The organism is Mesorhizobium sp. M0052, assembly GCF_040323255.1.
Taxonomy (GTDB): Bacteria; Pseudomonadota; Alphaproteobacteria; order Rhizobiales; family Rhizobiaceae; genus Mesorhizobium.
On sequence record NZ_JAMYUS010000002.1, the window covers coordinates 128,713 to 142,794 of the forward strand.

A 14,082-nucleotide genomic window follows, 5' to 3' on the forward strand; every position below is an offset into this window, starting at 1 on the left:
CCACTCGTTCATAATAGGGCCCTCGCTCATGATAGGGCCTCCGACAAGGCGGCCGACCATTCGGCAATGCGGGTTTCGAACACCGCCTCGTCAATGGCGACGGTAAGGTCGAAGCCGGGCGCCTCGATGAAATCGAGATTGGCCGCGCGTGGGCCGAGCGAAGCCTTCAGTGCCTCGAACAATGACAGCGGTCCGCGCACGGCGATGCGCACCGCCTCGCTGTCGCCGACGGCTTCGCGGATCGTGCCGGCAAGGGCTTCCAGCGAACGCTTCTGCAGATCGTCGCTGACAAGGCCGCCAATGATGCGCGCAATGGTGGCGCCGACGAGGTCGCTGACCTTCGCCTCCATGATCTCGATACGGGCAGTGACGACCGCGCCGAGATCGCCGCCGAAACTTTCCAGAAAGGCCTTTGCTTCATCGGCGTTGGCCTGTCTCTGCGCCTCGAGCGCTGCCTGGTGGGCGATGGCAAGGCGGGCTTCAAGGGCGGCTTCGGCATCGATGACCGCTTCGGCGATCAGCGCGCCGATGTCGGCCTGCGGCGCCGACGTCTCCGGCCTTGGCTCGGCCATGGCCGCGAGCGAGGGCTGGCCGGCACGCTGGCTGCGTGCGCCGAAATCCGGCAAAAGGTCGAAAAGCGCTGCCGAGGCCATGGTCTATACCGCTGCTTCCTGGGCCGCCCATTTGCGCAGGATCTGCGCGGTGCGCTCCTCATTGATGTCGACCATGCGGGCAAGCCGCTCCTGCGGCGCCGGCCTGATCTTCTGACGAAGATCGTCGAGTGGAGTCGCGCCTGGGCGGCTGCCGGGCAAGGCAGCCGGCGCCGGTTCGGCGCCGGCGGCTTCGGGTGTCGGCAGCGAACGCTGGACGTCGTCGAAGCTCGGACCGGCAAGTGCCGGCGTCGGCCGCGCGCTCAGCGCGGTGGCCATTGGCCTCAGGCCGAAGAAGGCGACCAGGAACACCACGACGATGAACGCGCCGGCGTTGATCATCGTACCGGCATGGGTTCCGATCGACGCCATTATGCCCGGCTGTTCGACCGGCTCGCCGTCCAGCCCGTCGATGAACTCGACCGCCGAGACATCGATGATATCGCCGCGCTTGTCGTCGAAGCCGGTGGCCGAGGCCACCATCTTCTGGATGTCGGCAACGCGCTTGGCGATCTGCTCGGGCGTTGCGTCCTTGCCGAGGATGGTCATCAGCCGCTGCTGATTGACGACGACGGCGATCGACATCTTGGTAACGGAATAGCCGTTCGAGACTGTGGCGATCTTCTTGGAGTTGATCTCGTAATTGGTGATCTCCTCCTTGCGGTCGTTCGCCGATGACGTCTGCGGACCATCGGTGCTGGTCGCCTGGGTCTCGGGCAGGTTCTGCTCGACGGTGGCCGGGGTCGAGGCCTGCCTCTGATTGCTGTTTTCGTTGGCGCGCACCGACTGCACGGAACGCTCCACGCGCGACTCCGGATCGAAGATTGTCTCTTCGGTCTGGCGGGTGTCGGTATTGACGTCGGCTTTGACGCTGGCGCGGAAATTGTCGGGGCCGAGATAAGGCGTCAGCGCGCGGCGGATGTTGTCGCCGATCTGCGCCTCGACGGTCTGCTCGACGCCGAGCGTGCGGGCAGCACTTGTGTTGGAGGGATCGTCGCCGGCGGCGAGAAGGTTGCCGTTGGAATCGAGCACGGTAACCTTGTCGGCCGACAGGCCCGGCACGGCGGCGGCGACGAGATGGCGGATCGACATGGCGCTCTTTTCGGCGTCGATGCCGGAATAGCGGATGACCACCGAGGCGGAGGGTTGCTGTTCGTCGCGGCGGAAATTGGCGCGCTCGGACATGACGATGTGAACGCGGGCGGCCTTGATGCCGGATATCGACTGGATGGTGCGGGCGATCTCGCCTTCCAGCGCGCGCACGCGGGTGATCTGCTGCATGAAGGAGGTCAGCCCGAGCGAGCCGACATTGTCGAACAGTTCGTAGCCGGCATTGGCGCTGGTCGGCAGGCCCTTTTCGGCGAGCAGCATGCGCGCCTGCGCGGTGGTGCCGGCCGGCACCAGCACGGAGGTGCCGTCGGAGCCGACGTCGAAGCCGATGCCGGCCTCGCCGAGCACCAGGCCGATCTGGTTCACGTCGGAGCGATCGAGCCCGACATAGAGCGTCTCATAGGCCGGGCGGTTGAGATAGACCGAGCCGATGCCGATGACGGCCATCACCAATGCGGCAATGCCGGCCAGCATGGCAAGGCGCCTGACGCCAAATGCCCTGAGATTCGAGATGATGCTCTGGATCTGTTGCGGCACGATTCAAGCGCTCCCAGCATGATATTCCGTGGGAACACTAGACCGCGAAGCTTGTGCGAAGATGATAGAGCATGTCGCCCGGAAGTGTGCAGCGGTTCCGGGTCAACGACATGCGTCAAAACACACCCATACAGGAAAGGGCCGCGCTGTTGGCGCGGCCTATTCAAGGAAGAGAAAGCCGGGTCAGGCTTACTGCTTGAACAGCGCCAGGATCGACTGCGAGTTGCCGTTGGCGATCGACAGCGACTGGATGCCGAGCTGCTGCTGGACCTGGAGGGCCTGCAGCCGCGTGGATTCCTTGTTCATGTCGGCGTCGACCAGCGCGCCGACGCCCTTGTCGATGGAGTCCGAGAGGTTCGACAGGAAGCTCTTCTGGGTGTCGATGCGCGACTTGGCGGCGCCGAGATAGGCGGCACCCGTGGACAGCTTGGCAAGCGCCGTTTCAACGGCGCCGAGTGCGGTGTCGATGGCCGCAGGGAGGACCTGGGTGGTGCTGGGATCGAAGAAGGTCGTCGCCAGCAGAGCGCCGACGATGCCGCCAGTGCCAGGAAGATCGAGAACCTGCGTGTCGGCCGCCTTGACGTCGATGGTGTCGATGGCGACGGTCGTGCCGGTGCGGTTATAGGACGCGACGATCTTCAGGTCGGAGGTCGCAGCAGCGTCGTTCTGCAGCAGGTTCGAGCCGGCATAGGAGGCGTTGGTGACCGACGACTTGATCTGGTCCTGGATGGCCTTGATTTCGGTCGCGATCTTCTGCTGGTCGTCCTTGCTGGCGCTGCGTGCAGTGACCAGCTTGGCCTTGATCAGGTCGACCTGGTCCTTGATGTCGGTGATGGCGGTGTAGGCGGTATCGACCTTGCCGGCGCCGAGGCCAAGCGCGTCCTGAACGGCCGAAAGCGCCTTGTTGTCGGACTTCATCGTGGTGGCGATCGACCAGTAGGCGGCGTTGTCGCTGGCGGTGGCGACGCGGTAGCCGGTCGAAATGCGTGACTGGGTGGTTTCAAGCTGCTTGTTGGTGTTGTTCAGGCTCTGCAGCGCGGTCAGAGCCGAAGCGTTCGTCATGATGCTAGCCAAGATATTTACCCCTTTTCAAACACTGGCGTGTCCCGAACACGCCGGATCAACTTCATCAAGGGGGTAGGCATAAGCCCATCGACCGTATGGTCTGCCCGCCATGGAATGGTTAACCATGACTACCGGGATATGGTTAACGGCCTGTTAAACCAAGCCATTCAGGGCGCTGGCCAAGAGCAAAAATCGGCAGCCATTCAGCAAGACAATCAACAGCCGCAAAAGAAATCGGGCCGCGCTGTTGGCGCGGCCCGACGGATGGTGTCAGTCGTAATGTCGAGAGATCAGCCGCGGAAGAGCGACAGGATCGACTGCGAGTTGCCGTTGGCGATCGACAGCGCCTGGATGCCGAGCTGCTGCTGGACCTGCAGGGCCTGCAGCCGCGTCGATTCCTTGTTCATGTCGGCGTCGACCAGCGCGCCGACGCCCTTGTCGATCGAGTCCGACAGGTTCGACAGGAAGCTCTTCTGGGTGTCAATGCGCGACTTGGCGGCGCCGAGCGAGGCAGCGCCGGTGGACAGCTTGGCAAGCGCGGTTTCAACAGTGCCGAGCGCGGTGTCGATGGCGGCGGGGGTAACCGCCGTGGTGCTCGGGTCGAAGAAGGCAGCGGCGAGCAGGCCGCCGACGATGCCGCCCGTGCCGGCGACATCGAGAACCTGCGTATCGGCTGCCTTGACGTCGATGGTGTCGATGGTGACGGTCGCGCCGGTACGGTTGTAAGCCGCAACGATCTTCAGGTCGGACGCAGCGGCAGCGTCGTTCTGCAGCAGGTTCGAGCCGGCGAAGTTGGCGTTGGCGACCGAGGACTTGATCTGCGCCTGGATGGCGTTGATTTCGGTCGCGATCTTCTGCTGGTCTTCCTTCGAGGCGCTACGGGCAGTGACCAGCTTGGTCTTGATCAGGTCGACCTGGTCCTTGACGTCGTTGATGGCGGTGTAGGCGGTGTCAACCTTGCCGGCGCCGAGGCCGAGGGCGTCCTGCACGGCCGAGTTGGCCTTGTTGTCGGACTTCATCGAGGTCGCGATCGACCAGTAAGCGGCGTTGTCGGAAGCGGTGGCAACGCGGTAGCCGGTCGAGATGCGGGCCTGCGTCTGCTCGAGGGATTTGTTGGTGTTGTTCAGGCTCTGCAGCGCGGTCAGCGCCGAGGCGTTCGTCATGATACTGGACATGGCTACTCGTACCTTGATTTTTACAGGGTGTTTTTGACATACCGGCTTTTCCGGTATGACGGAGCGGCATCATGCCAATGATCGTGAGACCCGATCACCCGCCATCTGCGAGCAATATGCGGGCAAGTCCCTACCAAAGGGCTAAACGGGACGGTTAACCGGAAATATATTGCATAAAACTTTAGCAAGGCGCCAACGGCGCGCGGACGGTCAGGTGAAGGAGCGCACCAGGCTGCCGACAAGCAGGTTCCAGCCGTCGATGAGGACGAAGAACAGGATCTTGAAGGGCAGCGAAACGACGGTCGGCGGCAGCATCATCATGCCCATGGCCATGGTGATGGTGGCGACGATCAGGTCGATGACGAGGAACGGCAGCACGATCAGGAAGCCGATCTCGAAGCCGCGGCGGATTTCGGAGATCATGAAGGCCGGCACCAGGATGCGCAGGTCGACGGTGTCCCTGGCAACGACCTGGCCGCGTTCGCGGGCGAGATCGGCGAACAGGTCGAAGTCCTTGTCGCGGACATTGTGCAGCATGAAGGTGCGGAACGGGTCCGAAATCTTTTCGAACGCCTCGGTCTGGCTGATCTGGTTGTCCATCAGCGGCTTGACGCCGGTGTTCCAGGCCTGGTCGAAGGTCGGCGCCATGACGTAGAAGGTCATGAACAGCGACAGCGAGATCAGGATCAGATTGGCCGGCGTCGACTGCAGGCCGATGCCGGCGCGCAGGATCGAGAAGGCGATGACGAAGCGGGTGAAGCTCGTCACCATGATCAACAGGCCCGGCGCCACCGACAGCACGGTGATCAGACCGAACATCTGGATGATATAGCCGACGGTGGCGCCGTCGGCCTTGCCGATGCCGCCGAGATCGAGCTGCTGGGCGGCGGCGACAGAGGTGGCGGCGACGACGATCGCGGCGGCGAGGACGAGTTTTCTCATTCGAGCAGCAATGTCCTGATCAGAACCTGTTTGGCATGGCCACCGCTGCGGATTGCGGCGCGCTCCTCGAGGTCGGCTTTCAAATGCTGGTAGCCGCTGGCGCCTTCGATCTGATGCATCTTCAGGGTGCGGACCATGGCAAGCAGGTCCTGGTGAATGCTTTCGGTAAGTTCCGGCGGCTGCGGCGCATCGTAGACCACCGACGCTTCCAGCCTTATCCAGGTGTCGGCAGGCGAAGCCAGATTGGTGGTGATCGGCGCCAGCTGGACAAGCGTCGGCCCGGTGCCGGGCGCATGTTCGGCCGCCTTGCTCGGTTGCTCGGCGTTGGACTGGTTCTCGGGCGCGGCGGGCACCGGCACCGGTCCCCCGACGCCCTTCAGATAGCCGCCGGACATCCAGCCCATGCCGATCGCGGCGCCCGTCATCGCCAGCAGCATCGCAAGCTGGATGACAAGCGACGGGCCCTTTTTTTGCTGAACCTGTTCGACATTTGCCACGGCGCCGTTCTCCAGTCCTAAAAGGGGAGGACTTGGTCGAGGATCTGCTGACCGTAAGCGGGCTGCTGGATTTCGCTGACGCGGCCGCGGCCGCCATAGGAGATGCGCGCCTCGGCGATGCGTTCATAAGAGATGGTGTTTTCAGCGCCGATATCGGATGGACGCACCATGCCGGCGATGGTCAGCACCCTGAGCTCGTAATTGACGCGCACCTCCTGTGAGCCCCGGATCATCAGATTGCCGTTGGGCAGGACTTCGGTGACGACGGCGGCGACGTTGAGCTCGAGGTTCTCCGAGCGCTTGATTTCGCCGTCCGCATTGGTTTCGGTGGTGGAGCTCAGCCCCGCGTCGCCCTTGCCGCTGGTGGTGGCACCTTCCCATCCGAGGTTGACGTCATAGCCGAGCTTGCGCCCGGCGGTGCGGCTGCGGTCGTTCTGGTTCTTGAAGTTGGCCTTGTCGTTGAGCTTGATCCTGACGGTGAGGATGTCGCCATCGCGCAGCGCGCGTGGGTCGGTGAACAACCGGCTCTGGCGATCATCCCACAGCGAGAATTTCTTCACTGGCGCGGGTGGCGTTTCGGGATAGGAGTAGGGCGCATTGACGCTGCCGGTAATGCCGGCGCCAACCGGCGACAGCGCCGGCTCCCTGCCGATCTCCCTGGGGTCGGAGGCGCAGCCGGCAAGTGAAGCGGTGGCGACCAGGGCGAGTATATGCGACTTCATGACGGGTCTACCCTTCGCGCCGCGCTGGCCATAATGCCGGTGAGCGTGGCTGCCGCCTTCTGGTCCATTTCGTTGAGAATGACGCCGGCCTTGCGCGAATCGAGTTTCATCAGGATGGCGGCGGCGAGATCAGTGTTGACCATGGCCAGGCGCTCGGCCGCGGCATCCGGTTTCATGCCGGCATAGATCTTGACGACGCCATCCTCGGCGCGGGCCAGGAAAACTTCACGCCGCTTCAGCCATTGCTCGTATTCGGCGCGCTTGTCGTCCAGCGCCTTCATGCGCTGGTCGATGCCAGCCTGCAACTGCTTCAACTCTTCGGCCTGCAGCGCGTAACGGCGGTCGCGGGCGGCGTCGGCGATGTTGGAGCAGAAGCGCTGGATCTCGCTTTCATCGGGCACCTTCTCGCGGACCAGCTGCTGCATTGCCGCCGGCTGTTGCCCGCCAGGCAGAACCTGCCGCACCGCTTCTTCCGCGCGGACAGTGCCGCCGGCAAGGACGGTGGCGGCGATGACGCAAGCTGCCAAGGCCGCGCTTCGGCGGTGCTGCTTTTGGGAAAAGAAATCGATCATCGGCATGGCCTATTGGAGAACCAGATCGGCCTGCAAAGCGCCGGCCGACTTGATGCCTTGCAAAATGGCAATGATGCCGTCCGGCTTGACGCCGAGACGGTTGAGGCCCGACACCAGCGTTTCGAGGTTCGGTCCGTCGAGCACATTGACGCGGGCGTCAGGCCGCGTGGCATCGATGGTGGTGAAGGGTTCCTCCGCTGTCACGCCCTTGGAGAACGGTTCCGGCTGGACGATCTTCGGCTGTTCGGTGATGCGCACGGTGAGCGTGCCGTGGCTGATCGCCACCCGCGAGATCTTGACCTCGTTGCCGATGACGATGGTGCCGGTGCGTTCGTCGATGACGACGCGTGCCGGCGTGTCGGTCTCGACCACCAAATTCTCGATCTCGGCGTAGAAGCGCGCCGCCGAAACATTCTTCGGCCGCCTGATCTGCACGGTACGTGCATCGCGCTCCGCCGCCACGCGCATGCCGAAGCGTTGCGAGGTGTAGCCGTTGATGGCGTCGGCGATGCGAACGGCAGTGGAGAAATCGGGGTTGCGCAATTGCAAGGTGAGCAGCGCCTGGTCCTCGAATTCGGCGCGCACCGTGCGCTCGACGATGGCGCCGTTGGGCACGCGGCCGGCCGTCGGCACGCCCTGCGTCAGCTTTTCGGCATCGCCCTGGGCAGTGAAGCCGGAAACGATGACCGAGCCTTGCCCGACAGCATAGATTTCGCCATCGGCCGCCTTCAGTGGCGTCATTATCAGCGTGCCGCCGGCAAGCGATGTGGCGTCGCCCATCGAGGAGACGTCGATGTCGATGCGGGCGCCCGACTGCACGTAAGGCGGCATGTTGGCGGTGACGATGACGGCGGCGACGTTCTTGGCCCGCGCGCTGCCGCCTTCGGTGGCGATGCCGAGATTTTCGAGCATGGCGCGGATCGACTGTTCGGTGAAGGGCGAATTGCGCAGGCTGTCGCCCGATCCGGCGAGGCCGATGACGAGGCCGTAGCCGACGAGCTGGTTGTCGCGCGAAGCCTGCAGCTGCGCAATGTCCTTGATGCGCGATGCGACCTGGCCGGGTGGCAGAGAGCTTGGGCCGTTGGAGACCCTGAACATGCGGTTGGTGGTGGCCGGATCATATTCGGGATCGACAAAGGCGCCGCCATTCTGGCCGGCAAGATCGCGCTTTTGCTTCGGCGTAAGACCGTCGGCCAGCGCCGGCTGCAGGCCGACAACGGTCGCGAGCAGAAGGGCAGCTCCGCGTCTCATGACGCGCTGACCCGGACGGTGCCGTCCGCCATCACCGTGCCGGAAAAGATCTTGCCGCTGTCTGTGTTGCGGACCTTGATCAAATCGCCGGCGGCACCCGGCTGCAGCGACACCGCCGTAGCCGAAATGGTGAGGTCGCCGGCGATGAAATAGACCTGCACGGCGGCGCCCTGTTCGACCAGCCAGGCGTCGCGGATGGCGGCGGCCGGGATGTAGCGGCCGGGCAGCAGCGTGCGCTTGGCGACCTTGCCCTGGAGTTCCATGGCCTGCGTGGCGACCGCATCCGGCCTGTGCTTTCCGGGGAGCAGCGTCACCGGTTTCAGCACGCCGGTGTCGATCATCTCGCCGGGATAAATGACCCGGTTGGGGATCAGAACGATCTCGCCGGTTGCCTGACTGCTCGCGACGTGGGTGCTGGTCTGCTGGTCTGCGCTCTCCTGGGCAAACGCCGGCACACCGCCGGCTACCAGCGCGAGCATCAGCGCGGTGCGGCAAAGCGCGGAGCGGGAGGCCGGAGAGAGCATCAAACCTTACCTGATGTTCTTGGACACGACGGAGGCCATGTCGTCGGCGGCCTGGATGACCTTGGAGTTCATCTCATAGGCGCGCTGCGCCGAGATCAGCTCGGTGATTTCCTTGACAGGATCGACGTTGGAGGCCTCGAGATAACCCTGCTCGACCGAGGCGAAGCCGGGATCGCCGGGCACGCCGACATTGGCCGGGCCCGAGGCCGGCGTTTCCTGGAACAGATTATCGCCGAGCGGCGCCAGGCCGGCTTCATTGGCGAAGTTGGCGAGTTGCAGCTGGCCGAGCAGCTGGAGGTCGGTCTGGCCGTCGATGCGGGCAAAGACCTGGCCGGTCTTGTTGACCACGACTTCGATGGCATCGGTCGGCACGGTGATGGCCGGGATGACATTGGCGCCGTCGACGGTCACCAGCTGGCCGGTGGCGTTGGTGTTGAAGGCGCCGGCGCGGCTGTAGAGTGTGCCGCCGTCGGCGCCCTCGATCTGGAACCAGCCTCGGCCGGTCAGCGCCATGTCGAAACTGTTGCCGGTCGAGGTCAGTTCGCCCTGGGTATGGACGTTGCGCACCGCCGTCGTCTTGACGCCAAGGCCAATCGACACGCCTTCCGGCACCAGCGATGAATTGGAGCGGTTGGGCACGCCCTGCGTGCGGTCGACCTGGTAGAGCAGGTCGGAGAATTCGGCGCGCGCGCGCTTGTAGCCGGTGGTGTTGATGTTGGCGATGTTGTTGGCGATCACTTCCAGATTGGTCTGCTGGGCATTCATGCCGGTCGCTGCGATGGCGAGTGCTTTCACGGCAAGTCTCCTCAGATGCCCATACGGCTGATTTCGAGATAGGCGGAGACGACCTTGTCGCGGATGGCGATCGTGGTCTGCAGGGCCTGCTGGGCGCTCATGACGGCGTCGACGACCTGACGGGTATCGGCGTCGCCCTTGAGCGCCTGGATCGAGACCTGCTCGGCGTTGTGCAAGGTGTTGACGGTCTTTGAAGCAGCCTGGCTCAGCGCTTCGGCGAAGGTGGCGCCGATTTCGCTGCCGGCCATCGGCGCCCTGGTGCCCTGGAACAGGTCGGTCGTGGTATCGGCGCCACCGATCTCCGGCTTGAGGGGAAGCGATCCGATACCGCCAATGCCGCTGATCATTACTGGTTCCTCATCAGGTCGATGGTCATGGAGATCAGATCACGCGCCTGCTTGATGACCTGAAGGTTGGCTTCGTAGGAGCGGTTGGCCTCGCTCATGTCGGCCATCTCGACCAGCACGTTGACATTGGGCATCTTGACGTAGCCCTTGTCGTCGGCGGCCTCGTTGCCGGGCTGGAATTCGACGGGAAAGTCGCTGGGGTCGCGGTCGATGGAGTTGACCTCAACTGTCGTGCCACCGGAGGCACGGTCGAGTTCCGAGACGAAACTGATGGTCTTGCGGCGATAGGGGTCAGCGCCCGGGGTGTTGCCGGTCGACTGCGCGTTGGCGAGATTTTCCGAGACGACGCGCAAGCGGTCCGACTGGGCGCTGAGGCCGGACGCGGCGATCTTGAGGGCTGAGGTCAAGGCGTCCATGGTCAGCTCTTCACCGCCATCATCATCATCGAATGGAAGGCCTTGACGATCGCGGTGTTGAGTTCAAACGAGCGGCGGACCTCGCCGGCCTTCATCAGTTCGTTCTCGACCACGACCGTGTTCTTCGAGGGCATGATGGCGCCGGTCGTCTCTTCTGGCTTGACCGTGAAGCCGGCATTAGTGGCGGCAGTGCCGAGGTGGCCTGCCTGGGTGGCGGTCAGCGACACTGCCGTGCGGTCGAGCACCTTCTCAAACGGCTCGACATCGCCGGCGGTGTAGCCCGGCGTGTTGACGTTGGCGATGTTGCCGGCAATGGCCGACTGGCGCACCGACAGCCATTGCGACTGCTTGGCGGCGAGATCGAAAAGATTGACGGGCTCCATGGGGATCTCCGGGCTGGTACGTACAAGACTAGGCTGCCAGTCTTGCGCGGACCTTGCGCGGCTCGGGGGTAAATCCGGTGTGCCGCTATTTGGAGAGTTCGATCACCTGGTCGGTGCTGGTGACCATGACCCACTTGCCGCCCCGTTGCTCGATCGACGAGACGACGCTGGTATCGGGCAGCTTCGAGCCGCGCTGGACGATCCACAGGCCGGCATCGTCCTCGATCATGGCGCGGCCATTGGCGACATGAACCATGCGAAATTTGGCGTCCGCCGGGAAGGGCTGCTCGTCGACGCCGGGAGGCTGGGTCTTGTCCTCGGGGTCCTGCAGCGTGCCGGTGGCGAACAGGTCGACATCGGGAACATCGTTTGCCGTCAGCGGCTGACCGCTGTTCTCCATCTGCGAGCCGCCGCTGACCCGCCCTGCATTGGTGCCGCTGCCGCCGAACTTGATCGCCTGCACGCCGAACTGGTCCTGATTGAAGAAGATATACCAGGGAAACAGCGCGCAGATCAGGCCAAGCGTGATGCCGAGCGCGGCAAAGACGATATCGCTGCGGCGGTCGGATTTCTTGTCGAGCCTGGGATATTGCGGCCTTGGCGGCTGCGGCCATTCGGTGACCGGGAACAGCCCGTCGAGAAGCGAGTCACGACTGGTCTCGATCGCTTCTTTGGGGCCGGCGCGAGGGGTCCTTGGCAATTCAGGCTTGACGACGCTGGGCAAGGCAGGCTCGGCCAAGCGAGGCACAGTGGACTCGACTACGCTGGCTACCCTGGGCAAGAATGGCCTGGCGGCCCTGGCCAGAATGGCCTCAGCCTTGGCGGCCTTGTCGAGATCGGCCTTTGCCCTGACAGCTCTCGCTTCGTTGGCCCGGGCTTCCTCGGCGGCACTGGCCTCTGCGATCATCTCGCGCAAAAGCCGCTCGGTGTACTGAAGCTCAGTCTCCTGCATCGACACTTTGCTTGCCTTTCAGATGACGGGCGAGGTCGGAGAATGCGTCGCTCGAGGCGCGATCCCTGGGCGACTGCGTCAGCGCCTCGTAGATCAGCGGCACCTGGCGCACGGCAATATCGAGCTCGGCATCGGCGCCGCCCTGATAGGCGCCGAGCAGGCGGATGTCGCGCGTGTCCTCGAAGCGCGAGATCATCGACTTCAGCCTGGTCACCAGCATGCGTTGCTCGGGGCTCCATGCCTTGTCGGCGAGGCGCGAGATCGACGACAGCGGATTGACCGGGGGGTAGCGGCCCTGTTCGGCAATGGCGCGGTCGAGCACGACATGGCCGTCGAGAATGCCGCGTACCGAATCGGCGACCGGGTCGTTGTGGTCGTCGCCGTCGACCAGCACCGAGATGATGGCAGTGATTGATCCCTGTCCTTTGATACCGGGGCCTTCAGCGCCCGGGCCAGCGCGTTCGAGCAGCTTGGGCAGGTCGGTGAAAACCGAAGCGGGATAGCCGCGGGCGACCGGCGGCTCGCCGGTGCCGGTCGCTACCTCGCGCAGCGCATGGGCAAAGCGGGTAATCGAATCCAGCACCAGCAGCACGCGATGGCCCTGGTCGCGAAAATGTTCGGCAACGCGCATGGCGGTATCCGGCGCGCGCCGGCGCATCATGGCGCTCTCGTCGCTGGTAGCGACGACGGCGACCGTCTTGGCCATGCTCTCTGCGCCGATCGTGTCTTCGAGGAATTCGCGTACCTCGCGGCCGCGCTCGCCGATCAGCGCCACGACCACGGTGTCGAAGGCGTCGGCGCCGGCCAGCATGGCGAGCAGCGTCGACTTGCCGACGCCGGAACCGGCAAAGACGCCGAGGCGCTGGCCGAGGCAGAGCGGCGTGAAGATGTCGATGACCTTGACCCCGGTCGTGAAGGCGGTGCCGACGCGCTGCCGCGCCATGGCGCCGGGCGTTGTGCCGTCGCCGCTCGCAGGCTCGCCGATCCTGATCAGCGGCGGGCCGCCGTCGATGACGCGGGTCAGCGCGTCGATGGCGCGCCCACGCCACGAAGCATGCGGCGTTACCGTCAGCGGGCCGCGGCGAAACACGGCGTCGCCGATGCCGGCGTCGGCGCTGCGTTCGAAAGGGGCGATGACGACTTCGTCGCGGCCGATCCTGACGATCTCGCCGCGGCGCGTGCCGGCATTGCCGCGCTGTTCGACGAGGTCGCCAAGCCTGGCGACTTCAGACAGGCCGCGCACCTTGTAATGCGTTGGCGAAACCTCCGAAACACGGCCGCCGCGCCGCAGCAACGTCTCGGTGTCATCGAAGCGGCGCCAGATCCGCTCCAGCGCAGCCAGCCGGTTTTCCGGTGCTGTCTCCGGTTGCCGTTCAAGCGCGCGTATCGATGATTTGCTGCTCGACATGCTGCTACGACTTGGAGCCGAGCGTCTTGATGGCGTCGTCGGTCGAGGCATCGGTCTGGCGCATCAGCGCCGCCGTGTTCTCGAAGGCGCGCTGGACCATGATCAGGCGCGTCATCTCCAGCACCGGATTGACGTTGGATTCCTCGACATAGCCCTGCGCGACGCCGAGATCGGAACGGTCGGTGACCGGCTCCGGCGCACGCGCGGGCACGATGCCAGAATTGCCGTAGCGGACGAAATTCGGGCCGGGATCGAAATTGAACAGGCCGATGGCGCCGACGAGCTTGTCGCCCTGGCGCAGCGAGCCGTCGGCGCCCGCCTTGGGTGGGCCGTCGCGCGGGTCGAGCTGGATCGGCGCACCGCCGGCGTCGAGCACCGGATGGCCTTCGAGCGACATCAACTCGCCGTTCTCGTTCATCGAAAAGCGTCCGTCGCGCGTCATCACGGTGCCGGCCGGGGTGTCGATGCCGAACCAGGCATCGCCCTGGACGGCGAAGTCGAACGGGTTGCCGGTCTGCGTCATCGCGCCATGCGCGCCGGACAAATAGGTCTTGCCGGAGGAGGCGAAGGACACCGATTTGGGGCCGCTGCCGGAGACGACATCCTCGAACTTCACGCCGGTGGCGCGAAAGCCGATGGTCGAGGCGTTGGCGACATTATCGGCGATGGTGTCGAGACGGCGCTCAAGCGCGATCTGCGAGGAAAGGGCGACGTAAAGGCTGTCCTGCATGGTGTT

Annotated in this window: 17 protein-coding genes; all 17 read right to left on the bottom strand. The window is 64.5% G+C overall.

Annotation, left to right across the window (positions count from 1 at the left end):
• Positions 1-26: 26 nt before the first annotated feature.
• Positions 27-653, bottom strand: coding sequence for a hypothetical protein (locus tag NKJ77_RS02885; RefSeq protein WP_023683300.1), 627 nt, complete (start codon positions 651-653; stop codon positions 27-29).
• A 3-nt stretch (positions 654-656) separates the two neighbouring features.
• Positions 657-2,297, bottom strand: coding sequence for a flagellar basal-body MS-ring/collar protein FliF (fliF, locus tag NKJ77_RS02890; RefSeq protein WP_352534190.1), 1,641 nt, complete (start codon positions 2,295-2,297; stop codon positions 657-659).
• A 189-nt stretch (positions 2,298-2,486) separates the two neighbouring features.
• Positions 2,487-3,371 carry a flagellin N-terminal helical domain-containing protein gene (locus tag NKJ77_RS02895; RefSeq protein ID WP_023683302.1) on the bottom strand — a complete coding sequence of 295 codons (885 nt, stop codon included), beginning with the start codon at positions 3,369-3,371 and terminating at the stop codon, positions 2,487-2,489.
• A gap of 281 nt (positions 3,372-3,652) precedes the next feature.
• Complete coding sequence (locus tag NKJ77_RS02900; protein WP_023683303.1) at positions 3,653-4,537, bottom strand: flagellin N-terminal helical domain-containing protein; 885 nt, start codon at positions 4,535-4,537, stop codon at positions 3,653-3,655.
• Positions 4,538-4,747: 210 nt separating this feature from the next.
• Entirely contained in the window at positions 4,748-5,479 is a 732-nt protein-coding gene (gene fliP, locus NKJ77_RS02905) for a flagellar type III secretion system pore protein FliP (RefSeq protein WP_023686348.1), read from the bottom strand.
• Entirely contained in the window at positions 5,476-5,976 is a 501-nt protein-coding gene (locus NKJ77_RS02910; RefSeq protein ID WP_023686347.1) for a flagellar basal body-associated FliL family protein, read from the bottom strand. The genes fliP and NKJ77_RS02910 overlap by 4 nt, the downstream gene beginning before the upstream one ends.
• A 17-nt stretch (positions 5,977-5,993) precedes the next feature.
• On the bottom strand, positions 5,994-6,698 hold the full coding sequence (gene flgH / locus NKJ77_RS02915; protein ID WP_023686346.1) for a flagellar basal body L-ring protein FlgH: 705 nt from the start codon (positions 6,696-6,698) through the stop codon (positions 5,994-5,996).
• The gene (locus NKJ77_RS02920) at positions 6,695-7,276 is read right to left on the bottom strand and encodes a MotE family protein (protein WP_031195437.1); all 582 of its coding nucleotides are present in this window, start codon (positions 7,274-7,276) and stop codon (positions 6,695-6,697) included. Before NKJ77_RS02920 ends, flgH begins: the two co-directional genes overlap by 4 nt.
• Positions 7,277-7,279: 3 nt before the next feature.
• Positions 7,280-8,521: a flagellar basal body P-ring protein FlgI gene (locus tag NKJ77_RS02925; RefSeq protein ID WP_023683306.1), complete on the bottom strand. Its 1,242-nt coding sequence runs from the start codon at positions 8,519-8,521 to the stop codon at positions 7,280-7,282.
• Complete coding sequence (flgA, locus tag NKJ77_RS02930) at positions 8,518-9,045, bottom strand: flagellar basal body P-ring formation chaperone FlgA (RefSeq protein ID WP_023686344.1); 528 nt, start codon at positions 9,043-9,045, stop codon at positions 8,518-8,520. Before flgA ends, NKJ77_RS02925 begins: the two co-directional genes overlap by 4 nt.
• 6 nt (positions 9,046-9,051) lie before the next feature.
• Positions 9,052-9,840: a flagellar basal-body rod protein FlgG gene (gene flgG / locus NKJ77_RS02935; RefSeq protein WP_023686343.1), complete on the bottom strand. Its 789-nt coding sequence runs from the start codon at positions 9,838-9,840 to the stop codon at positions 9,052-9,054.
• Positions 9,841-9,851: 11 nt separating this feature from the next.
• The gene (gene fliE / locus NKJ77_RS02940; RefSeq protein ID WP_023686342.1) at positions 9,852-10,187 is read right to left on the bottom strand and encodes a flagellar hook-basal body complex protein FliE; all 336 of its coding nucleotides are present in this window, start codon (positions 10,185-10,187) and stop codon (positions 9,852-9,854) included.
• Positions 10,187-10,603 carry a flagellar basal body rod protein FlgC gene (gene flgC, locus NKJ77_RS02945; RefSeq protein ID WP_023686341.1) on the bottom strand — a complete coding sequence of 139 codons (417 nt, stop codon included), beginning with the start codon at positions 10,601-10,603 and terminating at the stop codon, positions 10,187-10,189. The genes fliE and flgC overlap by 1 nt, the downstream gene beginning before the upstream one ends.
• Positions 10,604-10,605: 2 nt before the next feature.
• A complete protein-coding gene (gene flgB, locus NKJ77_RS02950) occupies positions 10,606-10,986 on the bottom strand; it encodes a flagellar basal body rod protein FlgB (protein WP_023683310.1) in 381 nt (126 codons plus the stop codon).
• An 85-nt stretch (positions 10,987-11,071) separates the two neighbouring features.
• Complete coding sequence (locus NKJ77_RS02955; RefSeq protein ID WP_023673646.1) at positions 11,072-11,938, bottom strand: hypothetical protein; 867 nt, start codon at positions 11,936-11,938, stop codon at positions 11,072-11,074.
• Positions 11,925-13,346 (bottom strand): flagellar protein export ATPase FliI, encoded by a 1,422-nt coding sequence (fliI, locus tag NKJ77_RS02960; RefSeq protein ID WP_352534195.1) that lies wholly within the window; start codon positions 13,344-13,346, stop codon positions 11,925-11,927. The genes NKJ77_RS02955 and fliI overlap by 14 nt, the downstream gene beginning before the upstream one ends.
• A 4-nt stretch (positions 13,347-13,350) precedes the next feature.
• Positions 13,351-14,076: a flagellar basal-body rod protein FlgF gene (gene flgF / locus NKJ77_RS02965; RefSeq protein ID WP_023671749.1), complete on the bottom strand. Its 726-nt coding sequence runs from the start codon at positions 14,074-14,076 to the stop codon at positions 13,351-13,353.
• Between the last annotated feature and the right edge of the window lie 6 nt (positions 14,077-14,082).

Bases quoted from the DNA above. Each gene is read 5' to 3' on its own strand.
- NKJ77_RS02885 (WP_023683300.1), bottom strand. From the start codon at position 653: ATGGCCTCGGCAGCGCTTTTCGACCTTTTGCCGGATTTCGGCGCACGC.
- NKJ77_RS02900 (WP_023683303.1), bottom strand. From the start codon at position 4,537: ATGTCCAGTATCATGACGAACGCCTCGGCGCTGACCGCGCTGCAGAGC.
- fliP (WP_023686348.1), bottom strand. From the start codon at position 5,479: ATGAGAAAACTCGTCCTCGCCGCCGCGATCGTCGTCGCCGCCACCTCT.
- flgH (WP_023686346.1), bottom strand. From the start codon at position 6,698: ATGAAGTCGCATATACTCGCCCTGGTCGCCACCGCTTCACTTGCCGGC.
- NKJ77_RS02920 (WP_031195437.1), bottom strand. From the start codon at position 7,276: ATGCCGATGATCGATTTCTTTTCCCAAAAGCAGCACCGCCGAAGCGCG.
- NKJ77_RS02925 (WP_023683306.1), bottom strand. From the start codon at position 8,521: ATGAGACGCGGAGCTGCCCTTCTGCTCGCGACCGTTGTCGGCCTGCAG.
- flgA (WP_023686344.1), bottom strand. From the start codon at position 9,045: ATGCTCTCTCCGGCCTCCCGCTCCGCGCTTTGCCGCACCGCGCTGATG.
- fliE (WP_023686342.1), bottom strand. From the start codon at position 10,187: ATGATCAGCGGCATTGGCGGTATCGGATCGCTTCCCCTCAAGCCGGAG.
- flgC (WP_023686341.1), bottom strand. From the start codon at position 10,603: ATGGACGCCTTGACCTCAGCCCTCAAGATCGCCGCGTCCGGCCTCAGC.
- flgB (WP_023683310.1), bottom strand. From the start codon at position 10,986: ATGGAGCCCGTCAATCTTTTCGATCTCGCCGCCAAGCAGTCGCAATGG.
- NKJ77_RS02955 (WP_023673646.1), bottom strand. From the start codon at position 11,938: ATGCAGGAGACTGAGCTTCAGTACACCGAGCGGCTTTTGCGCGAGATG.
- fliI (WP_352534195.1), bottom strand. From the start codon at position 13,346: ATGTCGAGCAGCAAATCATCGATACGCGCGCTTGAACGGCAACCGGAG.
- flgF (WP_023671749.1), bottom strand. From the start codon at position 14,076: ATGCAGGACAGCCTTTACGTCGCCCTTTCCTCGCAGATCGCGCTTGAG.